Source organism: Sinobacterium caligoides, from assembly GCF_003752585.1.
GTDB classification, from domain to species: domain Bacteria; phylum Pseudomonadota; class Gammaproteobacteria; order Pseudomonadales; family Sinobacteriaceae; genus Sinobacterium; species Sinobacterium caligoides.
In genome coordinates this window covers 157,925-176,816 of record NZ_RKHR01000003.1, presented here as the reverse complement: position 1 = coordinate 176,816, position 18,892 = coordinate 157,925, and the positions used below count along the sequence as shown (strand labels likewise).

Here is an 18,892-nt window from a genome sequence, read left to right as displayed (position 1 = left end):
CCCCGGCACCAGGTCGATTAATGTTTAGGTGCCGGGTGATAATGACGTTAGGATGCCATTATATTGATGATTGCCGTATCAGTGCTAGACATTCCTAAGGTAACGAGTTGACCTACGTTACGAATGCTCTGTTCTACTTCGTGAGCAACGATGCCTTGGTCATGTGCTTCAATTGAGTTCATCGCGAGTAGCGAGCTCATGAAGGCGCTGCGTGTAGAGGTTTTAACCTTCATCGCACAGGTTGATTTCGCGCCATCACAGACCATGCCTGAGCAATCGCTTAAGACATTTTGAATAGCAGAGCATGACTGAGCGAATGATCCACCAGCTAAGTATACCAAGCCCATTGAGGCTGCAGCGCTAGTTACGGTGTTACCGCAATAAGGTGACAGCGGAGGGTAGTGAGACTTGATGTAAATAGCACCAAGATGGCTCATGATCAGTGAGCGCGCTAATTTTTCGTCACCTGAGTTGTGGTGCTTAGCGGCGATGACTAGTGGCATAGTGGCGGCAATACCTTGGTTGCCACTGCCGTAGTTGCTCATGGCAGGCAGGCTGGCGCCTCCCATGCGGGCGTCAGAAGCAGCAGCAGAAGCCATGGTCATAGTGTTGCCTAGGTCCGCAGCCATTAGTCCCTTGGCGATGCTTTGCTCGATGGTACGACCAACTTGCAGGCCGTATTCATTTTTCAAGCCTTCTTCAGAGAGGCGGCTATTAAGTTCTGCAGACTCTAGAATGAACTTAATATCATCGAAGTCGGCGTTAAGCGCGTAGTCGTAGATACCTTCAACGCTGATGTCGACACCTTCGCAGATGGAGGCAGTTGAAACGGCTTCGGTGCTCTCATCTGCTTGGAAGGTGATCTCACCGTTTAATGTCTTTTCGACAACTTTTGTGTGGCCGCCACTGACTTTAACGGTGGCAATATTATCACCAGAGCGTGCTTCTACGTAGCAGTAGATAAATTCGTCAACAATTGTACGGCTAACGGCAACGTTACCTGAATCGATAAGCGCTTGTGCTTCTGCGACCTGATCTTTATTGATCTTTTCGAGCACGGCTAAGTCGGCATTTGCATCGCCTGCCAGTGCGCCAACGGCTGCGGCAATAGCTAGCCCTATCTTCCCTGTGCCCGGAACGAAAACGCCCATTGAGTTTTTGAAGAGGTTGTCGGAGACCTGCACAGAAAGGCTATCGACCTTGCCGTTTAGCATTTCGGCGGCTACTGCTGCGGCGTAAGCTGCTGAAACTGGCTCGGTGCAGCCTAGTGCGGGCTTTACAACAGCGTTGATGATGTCTTGATATTGTTGCCATTGACTGTTCATGGAGAACCTCTTACTTAACTTTATGGGATTATTTACAAGATGCGATAGCTTCGATTTCTACGAGTGCGCCGAGGGGAAGATCCTTGACTGCGAAACAGCTGCGAGCAGGGCAGTTATCTTGAAAGAAATCACTATAAACGGCATTAAATGCTTGGAAATCAGTGATATTTGCAAGGTAGCACGTAGTCTTTAAAACACTGTTCATATCGCCGCCGCCAGCTTCGACTACAGCTTTCAAGTTCTCGAGTGATTTCTTCGATTGCTCGGTGATGTCATCGCTGACAATCTTTCCGCTGTTATGACAAACAGGTAGTTGACCTGAGGTGAAAATTAGATCACCAAAGGCATTGCCGTGAGAGTACGGGCCAATAGCTGCTGGTGCGGTATCTGCGGTGATGATTTTCTTCATAATGTAACTCCTCTTGAAAGTGCAAAATAACTTTACATACCCCGATCTCTTTTTGCAACTAAATTTGCGCAAATAATTTTGAGTATTTCTCATCCTAGTTCTTCTTTATATAGATAGAATGACGCCTATACCTACTTATGTAGGGGGTATTACTCATAAATACTGATTTTTTTACTCGATCCGTTGATAATGAATCTCACTCAGATTTGCAAATATATTTAGCAAATTAACTTGCATTGATAAAAATATTCAACTATCTTTGCATAAAATTTATCAAAGTAGCCAGAGGCTGAAATACCATGAACAAGCAGGAACTTATCAGGGCAGGTTTGAAAGCGATTTTCCCCTTATGTGTAGGGGCGTTTCCGTTTTCATTCATTGTCGGTGCGATTAGTATTAATGCAGGAATGAGCGTATTGGAGAGTACGTTGTGGTCATTTTTTGTCTTTGCTGGCTCATCACAGATGGTTGCGCTGGGCTTGATACAGACTTCTGCCAGCATCTTAGTAATCATGCTAACGACTTTTGTGATTAATTTGAGGCACCTTCTTTATAGTGCTTCGATGTCTGAGTATATGAAGGATTATCCATTGCCGATGCGTGCGTTGATGTCGTACGGACTAACAGATGAGGTCTATGCTTCAACCATCTCTGAGATGAAGGAAGAAAAGAAAGGGCGCCACTGGTTTTACTTGGCGGCTATGGGTGGCTTTTGGTTTAACTGGGTTTTCTCTAACTTTTTAGGTGCTGTTATTGGTTCATCGTTCCCAGAGATTTCACAATACGGGCTTGATTTCGCAATGGTCGCGGCCTTTATTGCGATTGTTATACCGCAGGTGAAAAGTCATGAGTGTATTGTTGCTGCAGTGGTTGCGACAGCAACAGGCTTGTTGTTATCGGATATGCCTTACTCATTAGGGTTGGTTGTTGCTGCGATTGTCGGTGTCTTTGCTGGTTACCGTATGGATATCGCGAAAGAAAAACGTGAGCTTGAGGAGCAAGAGGAAAAGCAACAGCAGCAGAATGTAGCGAGTGAGCAGGCCTTACCACAAATTCAAGAGCAAGGAGCAGTATAATGACTGAACTTCATCACGGAATTAACCTCCATACGTTTGTACTAATAACTCTAGCAATGGTTGTTGCAACCTTTGTAGTACGCTTTTCGGTGATCGGAATGGCTGGCTCATTTACGATGCCAGAGCGTTTCAAGAAAACCTTACGTTTTGTTCCAGTAACAGTATTGCCTGCCATCATTGCGATCGAAGTTTTGGGTGTTGGTAGTCACATGGAGTTCAATATACATAACCCTAAAGTGTTAGCGGCAATTGTTTGTACTCTAGTCAGCTTGCGCTTCGGCCTTATTTGGGTGGTGTTGAGCGGCGTCGCATCACTGGTGTTTTTCCAGTACTGCTTCTGCTAAATATTACGAATAAAAAAGGCGCCCTAGGGCGCCTTTTTTATGTCGTTAGTTTATTGCCCGGTGAAAACAGGGTGTCGCTTCTCCAAAAATGCTCGAACACCTTCCTGGCCATCGCTGCTGTTTGCCATTCGAGCAATGCCGCGAGACTCTAACTCTAACTGTCCTTCTAAGTTGTTGTCACCGCTAGCGAGTAGTAATTGCTTTACTTGGCCAAAAGCTAGCGTAGGTCCGTTAGCAAGTTTGTGTGCTAATGCTTGTGCAGTGGGTAATACCTCATTGTCGGCAACGACTTGCGTAACGAGCCCCCAAGATAAGGCTTCTTCACTTGAAAGCCGGCGATTTGTCAGCATCAGCTCTTGTGTCTTGCGTAGGCCAATAAGCCGGGGGAGGTAATAGCTGGCACTCACGTCAGGGCTTAGTCCTGCGGCTGTATAGGCCATAGTGAACTTAGCCGACTCAGCACAAATAACTAAATCGCCAGCGACGGCAAGGCTAAAGCCCGCTCCGGCCGCGGTGCCGTTGATTGCGATGATGACTGGCTTTTCCATGCGTGCAAAGCGTGCCATGGCAGCATGAATATAAGTGGTGATCTCTTTGATAATTGAGCTGGCTTTGGCGGGGTCTGCGGCGAAAGCGCTTAGATCGCCGCCGGCGCTGAACATTTTTCCTTTCCCGGTTATGATCACGGCACGGATAGTAGGGTCCTCATCGATAATGATCGAGGCGAGGCTGACTTCGCGACTGAGCTCTACATTCATGCTATTTGCAGCATTGGGGCGGTTTAATGTAAGTGTTGCAACCGCATCGTTAATCTCAAGCTTGATAGTGTTAAAATCTGACATTATAGGCTTCCAGTGTGATTGCACGGCTCGGTAAGCTAAGGCGGCAAGTGATTTATGCTTTTATTTCTAGTGCAGCGACTTTAGTGGAGCGAACTGTAGGCGTCAATAGTGTGTGGTAGATAGTCATTATGCCGAGGCTGGCTTTTAGCTGCGGTAATTAGTTGTTAATAGCGTCAGGTTTATTCGGGAAGAGCTCAATGAAAGTGTTACTGCTGTCGGCCTACCATACCGACTCACACAAAAGCTGGTGCGATGGCTTGATGCGAGAACTTGACGATATCGATTGGCAGTTGTTGTCGTTGCCTGGGCGGTATTTTAGTTGGCGAATTAGAGGGAATGCGTTGACCTGGGCTGTAGGTCATAGAGCTGTGCTAGAGCAGGCTTATGATCTTATTGTGGCAACCTCGATGGTCGATGTTAGTGTGTTACGAGGTTGTATTCCGAGCCTGGCGATGACTCCCTTGCTGCTTTACTTTCACGAGAATCAATTTGAGTACCCAGACTCTGGCCGGCAACATCGGTCGATAGAGCCCCAAATGGTAACGCTTTATAGTGCGCTAGCGGCGGATCGATTGGTTTTTAATAGTGAATGGAATCGAACGAGCTTTCTGTGTGGCGTTGAGCAGTTGTTAAGGCGCTTGCCTGATTGTGTGCCAGCAGGTGTTGTTGAGCTGCTTTCCGATAAATCACAGTGTTTAGCGGTTCCAATAGAGGATGATTTAAAGCCGTTGCCTACAAGCGCAAATGACGTAGAGGCGTTGGTTATTACTTGGAATCATCGTTGGGAGTATGACAAAAACCCAGATCAGCTGTTACAAATCATCGAGGGTCTGGAGTCATCGGGGCTCGATTACCGTTTGAATATTGTAGGTCGTCAGTTCAGGCAAAGGCCGGAGGCATTTGATGTGATTGAACAGCGTTTTCCGCATCGTCTTGCGCACTTTGGTTTTGTAACCTCTCGTCAAGCTTATATCGAGTTGCTACAACGCTCTGATGTGGTGTTGTCGACAGCGATACATGAGTTTCAGGGGCTCTCGGTATTAGAGGCGGTGGCGTTGGGGGCGACGCCTATGTTACCGAATCGGCTCAGTTATCCTGAGCTATTTGATGAGCGTTTTCTTTATGATGACAGTCAGTCTTGCGTTAATAAACTGCTCGATATCGCCTTAATCAGGCCTGATGAACAAGCTGTAGAGGCGCAACGCTTTTCTTGGGCAAGGCTTAAAGAGGGGTATCGACGTGTTTTTGAACAATTGGTGTTGAGTCGGGGGCGATAGCTTTGCCTTTGTTCGCTTTTTAGTGTCGAAACTTATTGTGAACTGGTGTTTATTGTTTTATCGAGTGCTGAGAAATTAAGGTTGTCGAGTTGGCAGTTAGCTGGGCTGTACTTCACGTAGTTCACGCAAATAGCGGTAGATTGTGTGAACAGAGATGTGCAGGGTAGTTGCGGCTGCTTGAATACTGTCTTTGAGATCGAAAATACCAAGTTGATAGAGTTGTGTGATCATTTCACGGCTTTTTTGCGAGGCACTGATATTTTTGTTTGCCATTACTTTGCAGCGAATATTTTCAATAGAGTCCTCCATCATTTCGTCATTGCTGCGAGCAAAGGTTTCAGGGGAGGGGGTGTCGGTCGGTGTTGAGAAGTTCGGCACTAGGTTTTTAATCACGGATAGAAAAGAAGCGTCGAGATTAGAGTTGATACATAAAAGGCCGATGGCTTGCTTTTGTGGGTTGCGGATAATGATCGAGACTGAGCGTAGCGTTTTGCCGTTTTCGTCTTCAGTAATGTAGGGCTCTGAGATATTTTTTTCATCATTGAGCTTCATTAGCACCAAATTGGTAATGAGCGCACCAACAGAGCGGCCAGTAATGTGGCTGTTAGCAATTTTTATAATCGAAGGGGCGCGTGCGTCAAGGCTATGCAGCACGACTTCAGTGTGTTTGCCGAACATCGCGGCAATACCATCAACGATATTTTCAACAGACTTAAGTATATCGAAGTCCCCTTGGTTTAATTCACGCATTATTAGTCTCCGTATTGGTTAGAGCTTGCAGCGGGAGCTGCTGGCCCTATTCCTATGCGATGGCTGTGGCGACATGGTGCCAATGATCTTGCTATTAGTACTGCCGACACTAGGTATTGCTAGGCGGCAAAGATTAATGATGTGGTGCTCGATAACGCTAATGATGATGCCTTTGTGGTGGTTGTTAAATCTGCAAAAAATATTACACGGCCAATTATATGCAAATATATTTGATTAAAAGTATGCTGTGTTTTTTAACTGTTTTTATACTAAGCTCCTTTTTTCCCCTTATTTCTTAGATCTAAATCATCCCAATCCTCAACATCTGATTAGAATGTTAAAAATAGCGTTATATCATGGGTGCAACTTTTTTTAGCAAAAACCCTTGCGATTGTGTGTGTATTTAAACTATCGTTGCGTCAAGCATAAGGGGGTGGAAGCGATCAGTTAGGCAGGAGAGTAAGTGAAGCGATGGGGGGATGAGCGACTCAATAAGCTGATAAATAATTTTCATAAGGTGGCTGCTGGCTAGAAATGCTGGCGTTAATCACCAGAGTTCAAAATTGGTTAATACTGTATTGAGAAGAAGGAAAATAGCTATGCATGGCATGACTACGCAAGAGTGGCAAAAGGCGATAAAGTTTGACGAGGTTGACTATGGCTGGATCGTCATGAGCATTGGTATGGCGATCGGAGCGGGTATTGTGTTTCTACCTGTTCAAGTCGGTGTGATGGGTTTATGGGTCTTTTTGTTGTCTTCAGTCATCGGCTATCCAGCGATGTACTTGTTTCAAAAGCTGTTCATTAACACGCTGGCTGAGTCTAAAGAGTGTAAGGATTACCCCGGGATTATAACCGGTTATCTGGGCAAGAACTGGGGGGTAGCTCTGGGGGTTCTTTACTTCTTGATGCTTGTTATCTGGGTGCTTGTCTATTCGTTGGCGGTGACTAATGATAGTGCATCATATCTTCATACCTTTGGCGTTACTGAAGGGTATCTTAATCATAATGTTTTCTACGGCTTAGGGCTAATTTGCGTTCTGGCTTTTGTCGGTTCTAAGAGTGAGAAGGTTCTGTTTAAGGTATCTGGATTCATGGCTGTTACAGTCTTAGTCTTGGTGGCAACCATGGGTGTTTTGTTGGTGCCGCACTGGGATTTCTCTAACATTCCTGCGATGGGCGATGCCGGAAGCATGCTTAAGGATGCGATCATCACTCTTCCTTTTACGCTGACATCGATTTTATTCATCCAGTCATTGAGCCCCATGGTGATCTCTTTCCGCTCGCATGAGAAGTCAATCGAAGTGGCGCGGTATAAAGCTTATCGAGCAATGAAGATCTCGTTTATTATCTTATTTGTGATTGTCTTCTTTTTCGCGGTGTCGTTTACCTTTGCTACTAGTCAAGAGGCTGCCAAGTCGGCAATGACAGAGAACATCTCTGCACTCGCTATGATTGGTGAGCATATGCCAGGTAGCTTCGTTACTGTGGTGGGTGTGATCGTTAATATTTTCGCTGTTGTGACATCGTTCTTCGGTGTTTTCTTGGCCTTTAAAGAGGCGTGTCGCGGTATTGTGATGAACCTATTAAAGCGTAAGTATGAAGAGGAGCAGATTAATGTAGCCTTGGTAGAGAAGCTGGTTATTGTATTTATCATCCTATTGGCCTGGTCGTCAGTGGCTTTGAATTTACCTATCCTATCGTTTACTTCAATTTGCTCTCCCATCTTTGGTATTGTTGGTTGCTTAATTCCGGCTTACCTTGTTCATGCGACACCCAGCTTGCACAAGTACAAGGGGACTTCAACAAATCTAATCATCGGTACCGGTATCCTGCTTTGTATCTCGCCACTACTTGCTTTCATGTAGCTTGAAAGCGTGGCCTTAACAGCATGACTTGAGTCGATTCGATGTCGACGAAAAAGACGCCCAAGGGCGTCTTTTTTTGTTACGGAAAAGTACTTGTAGCTTCTGCAGATAAAAAGCATCGCAATGCGTTGCTTATTGAAGAGATGAGGTTAGCCTTTAAGCGGTAAATAGCCGGTCTGGCGTAAGGTTGGCGCTGTTAGTTAGAGTGGTTTATGCCATAATGATCCGCTTTATTTTTAGCGTTACTCATGAAGGCCGCTATTTGTGGCCGAAAACGCAAGCTGTTATCTGGATAAGACTATGACCAAAAAGCGCGTATTGACCGGTATAACGACTACCGGTACTCCTCATCTTGGCAACTATGTGGGAGCGATTCGTCCTGCAATCGAAGCAAGCCGTAATGATGACGATGAGTCCTTTTACTTTATGGCTGACTATCATGCCCTAATCAAGTGCACAGACCCCAAGGCTGTACAGCAGTCGAGTAAGGAGATTGCTGCAACCTGGCTGGCTTTGGGTCTTGATACCGATAACGCTGTTTTCTATCGTCAGTCGGATGTCCCTGAAATTACAGAGCTATGTTGGATTCTGACGTCGTTAACTGCGAAGGGGTTAATGAATCGTGCGCACGCCTATAAAGCGGCCGTGCAGGCAAATGTAGAGGAAGAGGTTGATGCCGATAAAGGTGTCTTTATGGGCTTATATAGCTACCCAATTCTGATGGCAGCTGACATCTTGATGTTTAATGGCACGCATATCCCTGTCGGTCGAGATCAGGTGCAGCACATTGAGATGGCTCGCGATATCGCGCAGCGCTTCAACCACCTTTACGGTGAGACTTTTGTACTGCCTGAAGCGGTGGTTGACGATCATCTGGCTGTGTTGAGTGGTCTTGATGGCCGCAAGATGAGTAAGAGCTACGGCAACACCATCCCGCTTTTCTTGCCGCCGAAGAAGCTGCAGAAGCATATCAATAAGATTGTCACCAACTTATTGGAGCCGGGTGAGCCGAAAGAAGTTGAAGGCTCGACGGTCTTTGAGATTTGGGAGGCTTTTGCAAACGAGGAGCAGGTGCAATACATGCGTGATCAATACGCCAATGGTATCGCCTGGGGGCAAGCGAAGAAGGAGCTCTGCGCGCTTATCGACGGTCAAATTAGTGAGGCGCGAGAGCGCTATGAGCGTTTGATGGAAAACGGCGAAGAAATAGAGCAATTGTTGCAGCAGGGCGGCGAAAAGGCGCGCGCCTATGCACGGCCATTGTTGGCTGAGGTGCGCCGCAAGGTGGGCATTGGCTCGATTACTTAATACCTAGTTAGGCAGGTGTCGCCTCGTTGGTGATATTGATGCTGGGTGGAGTAACACCGCTGATAAAAAAACCGGCCAAGGCCGGTTTTTTTGTGTTCCATTTCTGTGCTTACAATTAATTGCTAGAGCATTTCGTCTGCAACAACGCTCAGCACTTCGGGTTGCACAGCACCGAGTAGCATGGCAGAAACATCGCCGCGGCTGCCGGCCGCTTTCCAGGCTTGTAGCTGCTCGCGAATTCGCGCCTCGGGGCCGAGTAGGGCGACGGCATCAAGAAGGTCCTGTGGGATTGCGAGGGCAGCTTCGTCTTTTTTCCCCGCTAAGTAGAGATCTTGAATCTTTTCGGCATCGGCGCCGTAACCCATTGCCGTTGCATAATCAGTGTAGAAGTTGTTGTTCTTGGCGCCCATGCCGCCGATGTACAGCGCCATCATGGCGCGTGCGGGGCCCTCGCAAGCCTTTAAGTCATCACCCATGATTGTCGTGATCACTGGGGCGACCTCGAAGTCGGCAAGCCCCTTGCCGTTACCTGCCTTGGCGAAGCCTTTTTCGAGATGCTTGCCGACAACATCGTAGTTGTTTGGGTCCATCCATACGGGAAAGACGCCGTCGGCGATTTCAGCGCTTGTCGCGAGCCCTGAGGGGGTAATTGAAGCGGTATAAATAGGGATTGAGGTGTCGGCTTGTAAGATGGTTTTTAAGGGCTTGCCGAGACCGACACTACCGGGGCCGTTATACGGTAGCTGATAGATTTTTCCTTCGTATTGGCAGGGCGCTTCACGTGCCATGATTTGGCGGCAGATGTCGATATATTCACGGGTGCGTGTAAGAGGGCGCTTGTAGCCGGTGCCGTGCCATCCCTCGACGACCTGCGGCCCACTGGCGCCTAGTCCCATGATGAAGCGTCCACCAGAAAGTTGAGCGAGGCTCATCGCGGTGGTGGCGGCTGTTGCCGGTGTGCGTGCCACCATCTGCATGATGGCGGTGCCAACACGTATTTTAGTCGTGTTGGCTAGAACCCAGGCTGCGGTACTGACTGCATCGCTGCTGTAAGATTCAGCCGTCCATACTGAGTCGAAGCCGAGCTCTTCGGCGTGATGAATAAGATCCATCGGCAGATTAATTTGTTTGCCAGAATAACCGAGTACAAGACCGAGACGCATAGTGTGAACCCTTATTAGTTGTATTGTGTACTGGCAATCTACCTTAGATACAGGTGGCTGTCATCGTTTCTTATGCATATTTTTGCATATATGGTGAATAAATGTGCTCGCTGTTAACACAGTGTAGTCGCGAGCTTTATAGATGACCACGTTTTGCCGTTTGTGAGTCGTTGATAGATGAGTTGATAGGAAACGATACTTTTGTTGAGCGCGTCGTGCTTATGTTGCTATTTATTAATATTGAGTTACTCGACAATTATTTCATAATTCTTGCAATATTCTACGAGAAGCTACCCCGGTGTATCACACTTATGTTTACTATGAGTGCAGTACAGTTGAATTTATGAGGGTGGCCGGTGCGAGTCATAACTATAAAATTGTTCATGGGTGACTTTTTGAAGAAGCTAAGTTGTTGCGGGTCGATGCTTTTAGTGTTGATTGTTGGTGGCTGTAGTTCGCAGCAAGTGGAAATAGATCCTTTGCTATTGCCCGTTGATGCTGAGTTTAGTCAGCAGAGCATGATGACAGCAGATCAGCGGCCGTGGTGGCTTAATCACGGTGACCCGGTGCTGACTTCCTATATAGAGGAAGCGTTAGAAAATAATCAGGACTTATTAGTCGTCTATGAGCGTTTACAGCAGGCGGCTGCGTTTCGTGATAGTAGAGCCTCTGCGCGCTGGTTTGCCGTCGATGCCGGTGTCACTCAGCAACGTGACACCGATAGTGGTGAGGATAGTTACCGTGGTTCGGTAGATGCCAGCTATGAGCTGGATTTATGGGGGCGTGTGGCAGCGAGTGTCGAGGATGCGTCGCTACAATATCGTGCACAGCGATTTGATTATCAGACAGCAGCCGTCACACTTTCTGCAGAGGTTGCAGATAGCTGGTACCAATGGCAAGAGTCATTACAGCGCCAACGATTATTGGAAAAACAGCTTGAGGCCAACATAAAGCGTCTAGAGGTGATCGATCTGCGCTTTAAGTCCGGCTCGGTGGTCATTACCGATGTTAGCCAGCAGCGACAGCAAGTAGAGTCCAACCGCGCTAAGTTGACGCAGGTAAAGGCCGAGGAGGCGAACGCCCGCTATCGCTTCAACGTTTTACTGGGGCGCTCACCTAATCATGCCATTAATGAGTCACTCGCAACCTTGCCAGCTATTGCTGATAGGCCGGAAACGGGGTTGCCGCTTGAGTTGTTGGAGCGCCGTGCTGATGTAAAGTCGGCCTGGACCTCTATTAATGCAAGTCAATCTGCACTCGCGGCAGCAATTAAAGACCGTTACCCACGCATTAGTCTCGGCTACCATGGCGAATCTGCCAGCGCTAATAGCAGCGATTTATTTGATAGTTGGCTAAACCAGCTGACGGCGAGCATTATCGGCCCAGTGATCGATGGCGGTCAGCGGCGCGCTGAAGTGAGGCGTCAACAGGCTGTTGTGCGTGAGTCGGTACATCACTACAACAGTGTCATGCTCAACGCTATCGAAGAGGTTGAGAAGGCGCTGGTGAATGAGCAACAGCAGCAGCTCTATCTGGCGAGCATCAGCAAGCAGAAGGCCTTGGCTTACTTTACGCTGCAGCGTAAGCAGGTTTATTACCATAATGGTGCCACCAACTACCTTGACGTGTTGACGGCGCAAAACTCAGCTCAAGAGCTTGAGTTACAGGAGCTGACGGCTCAGCGCCAGTTATTAAGTGATCGGATAGAGCTCTATAGAGTGCTGTCTGGTGGCTGGCCGTTGGCGGATGAGTAGTGTGTTTAATCTTTGAATTGAATAATGATGGCTGATTTATTCAGTTATCACTTGGCTATATTGGCTTTGAGTTGAGTAAGTTATTGCTAGGACTGAGACATTGATGAAATCGTTAACAGAACAACAAAAGAAAATGATTAAAGTGGGTGCCCCGCTGCTGGTACTGCTGTTGGCTGCCATCATAGCGATGGCTTTGCTTAATAAGCCCACGCGTGCTGGTATTCGACCACCGATGGCAGAAGTGGCCAAATGGGTTGAAGTAGTCACGGTGCATAGAGAACAGGTCATGCCGAAGGTCGTTGCCCGAGGGCTCGTATCGCCAGCACACAAAATTGATATTAAATCGCGTGTAGAGGGGGAGGTCATCAATGTTTCGCCGAAGCTGATACCTGGTGCCCAGGTCAAAAAAGGTGAGCTCTTGTTGGCGGTCGAAGATGCTGACTACCAGAGCGCGCTAGCTAAAGCGAAAGCTGAGCTGGCACAGGCAAGGGCTGACTTACATATAGAAAAGGGGCAGCAATCCGTCGCCTATCAGGAGTATCAGCTTATTGGTGAGGAGTTGCCGACGGCACAGCGTTCATTAATTCTTCGGCAGCCGCAGCTGAAGTCAGCAGAGGCGCAAGTGGCGTCGATGCAAGCGGCGGTGAACAAGGCTGAGCTTAACCTTACACGTACGCAGATTCGTGCACCCTTCGACGGCATTATTGTAGACAAGTCAGTTGATTTAGGTAGCTCTGTCAGTGTTAACTCCTCTTTGTTGGGGTTGTTGGCGAGTGATGAGTTTTGGATTACTGTCACCCTGCCTCCTAAGCAATTGCAGTGGATCGATATACCAACGGCAGATTCGCCATTAGCTTCTAAAGTCAATGTGGTCACCAGTGGTGGGCAGCAACGGCAGGCTACAGTGTTGCGCTTGATACCAGAGCTGACATCGACAACACGTCAGGCTCAGCTGTTGATTAGTTTAAAGGACCCGTTGGCACTAACAGCGAACAAGTTAGCTGCAGCGCCTGCAGTGATGGCTAACGAATATGTTAAAGCTATCATCCATGGTCGGCCTGTTGATGGTCTAGTGGCGTTGCCGCGTGGGGCTATTCGTGATGGCGACAAGGTTTGGTTGATGTCGGATGAAAACCGCCTTGCTGTGCGTGACGTGCAAATCCTCTACCGTGGTGCGGAGCAGGTTTATATCGGTGCTGGGCTAACGGATGGTGAAAGGGTGATAACCTCTCTGATGAAGACGCCGGTGGTCGGCACGTTATTGAAAGCTATAACGACTAATGTGGATGTTGGCGAGGGTGATGATGCGGTGGTGTCTGAGCTGGACGAGGTGATTGAGTCATGAGTGAGCCTCGTCGTGGCCCTATCGCATGGATGATTCAAAATAAGGTCAGTTCTAATTTATTAATGCTCGTATTGATCCTTGGTGGTCTGGCGATGTCGGGCATCATCAAGAAAGAAGTTTTTCCAACCTTTGATACAGATTACGTTACCGTAAAGGTGAGTTACCCAGGCTCCAGTCCAGCAGAAATAGAGCAGGGGATTGTGTTGGCTGTCGAAGAGGTGATGCGAGGGGTCGAGGGAATCAAAGAGGTAACCTCTACCGCACGACAAGGCTCTGCCGTTATTAATGGTGAGTTGACTGGTGACGGTGATCGAACGTTGGTTTACCAGGATATTCAGCAGGCTGTCTCAGGATTATCGACGCTTCCCGATGGTGCAGAGAGCCCAGTGGTGTCGATGACTTCGCGTCGCTTTAGTGTGTTGAAGCTGGTGCTCCACGGAGATCTTGATAACTGGGTGTTGCGTGAGGTTATCGAGGATGTTCGGGACCAATTACTGCAGAGCAATAGTGTGAGTGATGTTGAGCTTCAGGGAGGGAGTAACTATGAAGTTCAGGTGGAAATCACACGAGAAACTTTGGAGCGCTATAAGCTGCAAATTGATGATGTGGCAAGGCGTATCAGAAGTCAGTCCGTCGAATTACCTGGTGGTAGTATCGATAGTCGGGCTGGTGAAATTATGGTTCGGGTATCGGAACGGGCGGAGTGGGCCGACCAGTTCAGTAAAATCCCGATTGTTACTCATGCAGATGGTAGTTACCTAACACTCGGTGATATTGCGACAGTACGTGATGACTTTAGCGACAATAAGGTGAGCTTTACCTACAACGAAGAGCCCTCCGTTTCACTTCAGGTGTATGGCTCGGGTGATCAGGACCCGCTCAGTGTTTCAGCTGCAGTGCACGATAAACTTGCGTCTATTCGGGCCAGTCTGCCGCCTGGAGTCAGTCTGGATGTGCTTAATGACCGTTCTGATCTCTATCAGGGACGCTTGGATCTTTTGTTGAAGAACGCCTTTATGGGCTTGCTTCTTGTGTTGGTTTTGCTGGGGATCTTTCTTGATATACGTCTCGCGTTTTGGGTAACGTTGGGTATACCCACTTCTTTTCTTGGGGCAATGCTTTTTTTACCGTTGTTCGATGTCACGCTAAATATGGTGTCGATGTTTGCGTTTATTTTGGCATTAGGAATAGTTGTTGATGATGCCATTATCGCCGGTGAAAATATTCATGAATATCGCAAGCTCGGCTACTCGAACATACAGGCGGCGATCGAGGGTATAAAGTCTGTTGCTGTACCGCTCACATTTAGTATTTTGTCGAATATTATCGCCTTTATACCGTTGTATTTTCTGCCGGGCTTTCTTGGCAAGCTGTTCGGCATAGTCCCTTTGGTCGTCGCCTCTGTTTTCATCATATCTTGGGTGGAGGCGTTGTTTATCTTGCCGGCTCACCTTGCACATAGTAGTGAAAAGAAGGAGGGACGGTGGTTTGGCAGGCTACACCGTCGTCAGCAGAGACTCAGTGAAAAGCTCACCATAGGTATGGAGCATCGCTACAGCAAGGTTTTGGCGATGGTGCTGAATTATCGCTACTTGACTGTGGCGTTGGGAGTTTTTGTCTTTGTGGTGGTGATGGCCTATGCCATGAGTGGTCGCATGGGTTTTACCTTGATGCCGCGTGTAGAGTCGGATCGGGCCGCAGTAACGGCAGTATTGCCGGTAGGCAGTCCCATGTCGTCAGCTATCGAGGTGCGTGACTCGCTGATTGCGAGTGCTAATAAAATGATCGACGAGTACGGTCGAGAGCAGCTGATTCGCGGTGTAAGAGGCGAGATAAAGGCCAACCAGGTTGAGGTGGTCCTGCAACTCAATGGAGAAGGGGTCCGCCCGGTATCGACGGGGCAGGTCGTTAAGCGTTGGCGAGAGCTGACCGGCGACTTGGCGGGGGTTGATTCGCTGAAGTTTGAGAGTGATCGTGGTGGGCCGGGGCGCGGGGCGGCTCTGACTATCGAGTTGTCTCATCGTGATGATGCGGTGTTACAACAGGCCAGTAGTGAGTTGGCGGCGAGTCTCGGCACTATCGCAGGGGTGAGTGATATCACCGATGGCTACAGTCAAGGTAAGCCGCAGCTCGATGTTGAGTTGCTGGCGCGGGGTGAGGCGCTGGGGCTCACCAATGCGGATGTTGCAGGTCAGTTACGTTCTGCTTTCTATGGTTCGGAGGCGTTGAGACAGCAGCGTGGTCGCCATGAGGTTAAGGTAAAGGTGCGGCTAAAAGAGCAGGATCGGTTGTCGATCTATGACCTTGAGCAGTTGCAGATTGTCACGCCGGATGGGGATTTTGTGCCGTTGAATTCGGTGGCGAAGATTCATTTCGGTCACGCATACACTGATATCACACGACGTGGGGGGCGTCGCACTATTAATGTTACCGCTAATGTCGAGCCGATTGAAAATACGTCGGCGGTGTTGGTTAGTCTCAATAGCGGTGTTTTACAGGGGCTGCAGGAGCAATTCCCTGCGCTTATGATCAGTTACCGAGGTAAACAACAAGATACGCAAGAGAGTGCCTCCAGCTTGATGGTATCGAGCCTGCTTACTCTTGGGGTGCTTTACGTGATGTTAGCGATTCCATTTGGTAGCTACAGCCAGCCACTATTAGTCATGCTGGCCATCCCTTTTGGTGTTATTGGTGCGATTATTGGTCATAAGCTGATGGGCTTCGGTATGAGTATGATCAGTATCTTGGGCATTCTGGCACTGTCGGGGGTGGTGGTGAACGATACCCTTGTTATGCTTGATTATGCCAATAAGCAGCGTGCTAAAGGCGCTGAGGCGTTGCAGGCGATCAGTTTGGCGGGGGTGCGTCGATTCAGACCTATCGTGCTCACAACGCTGACGACCTTTGGTGGCTTGGCGCCAATGATTTTCGAGACTTCTAGGCAGGCTAAGTTTTTGATACCCATGGCTATATCGCTCGGTTACGGTATTTTGTTTTCCACTGTTATCTGTCTGCTGTTGGTGCCGGCAATGTACATGGTGCTGGAGGATGCTGGTGTCGCAATGGGGCGCTTGCGCCGTTTTTTCGTCGACTCTCGTCGCTAGGCGGGAGGAAGTCCTCGATGAGTTAAAACGTCTGTGAATAGGTAGTTTCTGGTCTATCCTAAGATTACCTTTGATTGCGGTGAGCCGTCGGTTCACTGTGGTCTATGTTCGTGTGACAGTGTGAGCTAAGCCGAGGCCGTACGTGAAAGATTATGTCTGCCGACAATTGTTATAGGGTAAGTTCAAGGCTGTGTTAAATCATTGCGACGGAGTGCATTTATGAGTATTTCATCAACACCGGAGGGAGACAACAAGGCTCTCCGTATCAATATACAGGGTCGCTTCGACTTTAGTGCTCACCAAGACTTTAGAAGAGCATACGAAGACGTTGACTTTACGCCGCAGGAGTATGAGGTCGATATGACCGAGACGACTTACCTCGATAGTTCTGCGCTGGGTATGTTGTTGCTGTTGCGAGATCATGCAGGCGGGGATACAGCGACGATAAAAATAGTCAACTGTAATGAAGATGTGAAAAAGATTTTGGTGATATCAAACTTCGAACAACTCTTTACCATTCAGTAGCAATGTGTGTTTCAGTTGATGGGAGTTGGTTTTGTTGTGGGCGAGTGCCGTTAGTGATTGGCGCGATAGAATGAGCTGCCCCGACTTTATGTCTGACTCGCAGGATAAAATAGACAATAAAGATTTTTCCCTCTTGATAGCAGAGGATAACGCCGCTGACCGTTTATTGTTGGTGACGATTCTTAAGCGCTTAGGATATCGGGTTGTCGAAGCCAAAAACGGGCAAGAGGCAATTGAGTTATTTCAACGTAATCAGCCTAATATTGTCTTGCTCGATGTGCTTATGCCCGTCGTGGATGGGTTTGAGACGGCGCGTCAGATCCGCCTCGTTGCCGGTGATGATTTTATTCCGATCATCTTTTTATCCTCACTGCAGGAAGCGAAAATCCTCGAGCAATATGTGCAAGCAGGCGGGGATGACTTTATCACTAAGCCTTATAACCGAGTGATGCTGGCTGCGAAAATTACGTCGTTTAGGCGCATGCAGTCTATGCACCTTGAGCTGCAGCGACAGCGGGATGAAATCTCTCGCAATAACCAGCATTTGCTGCAAGAACAGGAGGTTGCTAAGGCGGTATATGACAAGGTGACGAGGGCCGGCTGCCTAGGGGTGAGTAATATTCGTTATATTATGTCGCCGCTATCCATCTTTAATGGTGATGTTTTATTGGCGGCGATTAGACCAAGAGGGACCCTACTGGTCCTTCTTGGTGACTTCACTGGGCATGGGTTGGCGGCGGCATTAGGTGCAATGCCTCTTTCGCAGAGTTTTTACGCCATGGCGGAGAAGGGGTATTCGGCACCTGACATACTTCGTGAATTGAATGATGTGTTGGGTGATGCGTTACCTGTCGGTTACTTCTGTTGTGCTTGCCTTGTTGAGTTGAATCTTGCCGAGCAAACCTTGTGGGGGTGGAACGGTGGTCTACCCGATTGTTATATATTTCATCGGCAAGACGCGGGTATTACGCCACTTCGTTCAACGGGCTTACCGTTGGGCATCTTGAGAACGAATAAGTTTAAGAGTGAAGGTCAGTATTACGATATTAGTTATGGCGATAAAGTCTATCTGTGGTCTGATGGCATTATTGAGGCGTCGAATGCTCGTGGTGAGATGTTTGGCGAGGGGCGTCTACGGGCGGTTTTTGATGGGCACAGTGGTGATGAAGCGCTAATGGGTGAAGTCATGCGGTGTGTGAGTGAGTTTGTTGGTGGCGGTGCTCAAAGCGATGACTTGTCTTTTGTAGAAGTAGAAATGATCGAGTCGACACAGTTTGGCCAACAAAATGTTCCCCAATTAGCAAGAGCGAAGCAGGGGCGTGTCGATTGGTCCCTGGAGTATCGTCTAGGTTTTGAAAGCCTTAAAAATAGTAACCCACTACCTTTGCTGCATCAGTTGTTACTTGAGGTGCCTGCGCTGAGGACTTATAGCGGTGATATCTATACGATCTTGGCTGAGCTGTATTCTAATGCCCTGGAGCATGGTGTGCTTCGGTTGTCGTCGGTAAAGAAAGCAACGGGTGAGGGTTTTATCGAATACTATCAGCAGCGTGAGCGGCGCTTAAAAGATCTGACTAGCGGTCATATTTCGATTGCTATGCGTTATCAGGGTGATGATAATAGTGGGGAGTTATCGGTCAGGATGACCGACAGCGGGCATGAATACATTGATAGTCAGGATATTATTGAAGCGTCAAATCCCTATAGTGGGAGAGGCTTAGGTATCCTCAAGCAGCTTTGCTATAGAGTTAGCTATACTAAGGGCGATGTTGAAATTGGCTATCGTTGGCAAGAATAATAAA

General features: G+C 48.1%; 15 protein-coding genes. 10 read left to right on the top strand and 5 right to left on the bottom strand.

The features are described 5' to 3' along the window. Positions 1–47: 47 nt before the first annotated feature. Both EDC56_RS01015 and EDC56_RS01010 read right to left on the bottom strand, forming a co-directional pair. Complete coding sequence (locus EDC56_RS01015; protein WP_123710675.1) at positions 48–1,325, bottom strand: L-cysteine desulfidase family protein; 1,278 nt, start codon at positions 1,323–1,325, stop codon at positions 48–50. A 28-nt stretch (positions 1,326–1,353) separates the two neighbouring features. After that, on the bottom strand, positions 1,354–1,734 hold the full coding sequence (locus EDC56_RS01010) for a Rid family detoxifying hydrolase (RefSeq protein WP_123710674.1): 381 nt from the start codon (positions 1,732–1,734) through the stop codon (positions 1,354–1,356). A gap of 299 nt (positions 1,735–2,033) precedes the next feature. On the opposite strand from EDC56_RS01010, the gene EDC56_RS01005 reads away from it, so the two are divergent. Together EDC56_RS01005 and EDC56_RS01000 are read left to right on the top strand one after the other, a co-directional pair. Next, complete coding sequence (locus EDC56_RS01005; RefSeq protein ID WP_123710673.1) at positions 2,034–2,810, top strand: AzlC family ABC transporter permease; 777 nt, start codon at positions 2,034–2,036, stop codon at positions 2,808–2,810. After that, the gene (locus tag EDC56_RS01000; protein WP_123710672.1) at positions 2,810–3,154 is read left to right on the top strand and encodes an AzlD domain-containing protein; all 345 of its coding nucleotides are present in this window, start codon (positions 2,810–2,812) and stop codon (positions 3,152–3,154) included. The genes EDC56_RS01005 and EDC56_RS01000 overlap by 1 nt, the downstream gene beginning before the upstream one ends. Before the next feature lie 50 nt (positions 3,155–3,204). Here the strand turns inward: EDC56_RS01000 and EDC56_RS00995 are convergent, their stop codons facing one another. Continuing rightward, the gene (locus EDC56_RS00995; protein WP_123710671.1) at positions 3,205–3,996 is read right to left on the bottom strand and encodes an enoyl-CoA hydratase/isomerase family protein; all 792 of its coding nucleotides are present in this window, start codon (positions 3,994–3,996) and stop codon (positions 3,205–3,207) included. 197 nt (positions 3,997–4,193) lie between these two features. Between EDC56_RS00995 and EDC56_RS00990 the strand changes: the two genes are divergently transcribed. Further along, on the top strand, positions 4,194–5,273 hold the full coding sequence (locus EDC56_RS00990) for a tRNA-queuosine alpha-mannosyltransferase domain-containing protein (RefSeq protein ID WP_123710670.1): 1,080 nt from the start codon (positions 4,194–4,196) through the stop codon (positions 5,271–5,273). 96 nt (positions 5,274–5,369) lie between these two features. Here EDC56_RS00990 and EDC56_RS00985 read toward each other — a convergent pair whose 3' ends face one another. Beyond that, a complete protein-coding gene (locus tag EDC56_RS00985; protein ID WP_123710669.1) occupies positions 5,370–6,023 on the bottom strand; it encodes a helix-turn-helix transcriptional regulator in 654 nt (217 codons plus the stop codon). 599 nt (positions 6,024–6,622) lie between these two features. On the opposite strand from EDC56_RS00985, the gene EDC56_RS00980 reads away from it, so the two are divergent. Together EDC56_RS00980 and EDC56_RS00975 are read left to right on the top strand one after the other, a co-directional pair. Beyond that, positions 6,623–7,891: an SLC5/6 family protein gene (locus tag EDC56_RS00980; protein ID WP_123710668.1), complete on the top strand. Its 1,269-nt coding sequence runs from the start codon at positions 6,623–6,625 to the stop codon at positions 7,889–7,891. Positions 7,892–8,191: 300 nt separating this feature from the next. Next, positions 8,192–9,199, top strand: coding sequence for a tryptophan--tRNA ligase (locus tag EDC56_RS00975; RefSeq protein WP_123710667.1), 1,008 nt, complete (start codon positions 8,192–8,194; stop codon positions 9,197–9,199). Positions 9,200–9,321: 122 nt separating this feature from the next. On the opposite strand, the gene EDC56_RS00970 is transcribed toward EDC56_RS00975, so the two are convergent. Next, positions 9,322–10,362, bottom strand: coding sequence for an LLM class F420-dependent oxidoreductase (locus EDC56_RS00970; RefSeq protein ID WP_123710666.1), 1,041 nt, complete (start codon positions 10,360–10,362; stop codon positions 9,322–9,324). A gap of 395 nt (positions 10,363–10,757) precedes the next feature. Here EDC56_RS00970 and EDC56_RS00965 point away from each other — a divergent pair, with 395 nt between their 5' ends. The 5 genes from EDC56_RS00965 to EDC56_RS00945 all read left to right on the top strand — a co-directional run bounded on the left by EDC56_RS00965 (position 10,758) and on the right by EDC56_RS00945 (position 18,888). Then, complete coding sequence (locus EDC56_RS00965; RefSeq protein ID WP_162844040.1) at positions 10,758–12,116, top strand: efflux transporter outer membrane subunit; 1,359 nt, start codon at positions 10,758–10,760, stop codon at positions 12,114–12,116. Between the two features lie 103 nt (positions 12,117–12,219). Next, a complete protein-coding gene (locus EDC56_RS00960; RefSeq protein WP_123710664.1) occupies positions 12,220–13,461 on the top strand; it encodes an efflux RND transporter periplasmic adaptor subunit in 1,242 nt (413 codons plus the stop codon). Continuing rightward, the gene (locus EDC56_RS00955) at positions 13,458–16,565 is read left to right on the top strand and encodes an efflux RND transporter permease subunit (RefSeq protein ID WP_123710663.1); all 3,108 of its coding nucleotides are present in this window, start codon (positions 13,458–13,460) and stop codon (positions 16,563–16,565) included. Before EDC56_RS00960 ends, EDC56_RS00955 begins: the two co-directional genes overlap by 4 nt. A gap of 219 nt (positions 16,566–16,784) precedes the next feature. Further along, positions 16,785–17,090 (top strand): STAS domain-containing protein, encoded by a 306-nt coding sequence (locus EDC56_RS00950; protein ID WP_123710662.1) that lies wholly within the window; start codon positions 16,785–16,787, stop codon positions 17,088–17,090. A 31-nt stretch (positions 17,091–17,121) separates the two neighbouring features. Continuing rightward, positions 17,122–18,888 (top strand): PP2C family protein-serine/threonine phosphatase, encoded by a 1,767-nt coding sequence (locus EDC56_RS00945; protein WP_148059268.1) that lies wholly within the window; start codon positions 17,122–17,124, stop codon positions 18,886–18,888. The last annotated feature ends 4 nt before the right edge of the window (positions 18,889–18,892 follow it).

Bases quoted from the DNA above. Each gene is read 5' to 3' on its own strand.
- EDC56_RS01015 (WP_123710675.1), bottom strand. From the start codon at position 1,325: ATGAACAGTCAATGGCAACAATATCAAGACATCATCAACGCTGTTGTA.
- EDC56_RS01010 (WP_123710674.1), bottom strand. From the start codon at position 1,734: ATGAAGAAAATCATCACCGCAGATACCGCACCAGCAGCTATTGGCCCG.
- EDC56_RS01005 (WP_123710673.1), top strand. From the start codon at position 2,034: ATGAACAAGCAGGAACTTATCAGGGCAGGTTTGAAAGCGATTTTCCCC.
- EDC56_RS01000 (WP_123710672.1), top strand. From the start codon at position 2,810: ATGACTGAACTTCATCACGGAATTAACCTCCATACGTTTGTACTAATA.
- EDC56_RS00995 (WP_123710671.1), bottom strand. From the start codon at position 3,996: ATGTCAGATTTTAACACTATCAAGCTTGAGATTAACGATGCGGTTGCA.
- EDC56_RS00990 (WP_123710670.1), top strand. From the start codon at position 4,194: ATGAAAGTGTTACTGCTGTCGGCCTACCATACCGACTCACACAAAAGC.
- EDC56_RS00985 (WP_123710669.1), bottom strand. From the start codon at position 6,023: ATGCGTGAATTAAACCAAGGGGACTTCGATATACTTAAGTCTGTTGAA.
- EDC56_RS00980 (WP_123710668.1), top strand. From the start codon at position 6,623: ATGCATGGCATGACTACGCAAGAGTGGCAAAAGGCGATAAAGTTTGAC.
- EDC56_RS00975 (WP_123710667.1), top strand. From the start codon at position 8,192: ATGACCAAAAAGCGCGTATTGACCGGTATAACGACTACCGGTACTCCT.
- EDC56_RS00970 (WP_123710666.1), bottom strand. From the start codon at position 10,362: ATGCGTCTCGGTCTTGTACTCGGTTATTCTGGCAAACAAATTAATCTG.
- EDC56_RS00960 (WP_123710664.1), top strand. From the start codon at position 12,220: ATGAAATCGTTAACAGAACAACAAAAGAAAATGATTAAAGTGGGTGCC.
- EDC56_RS00955 (WP_123710663.1), top strand. From the start codon at position 13,458: ATGAGTGAGCCTCGTCGTGGCCCTATCGCATGGATGATTCAAAATAAG.
- EDC56_RS00950 (WP_123710662.1), top strand. From the start codon at position 16,785: ATGAGTATTTCATCAACACCGGAGGGAGACAACAAGGCTCTCCGTATC.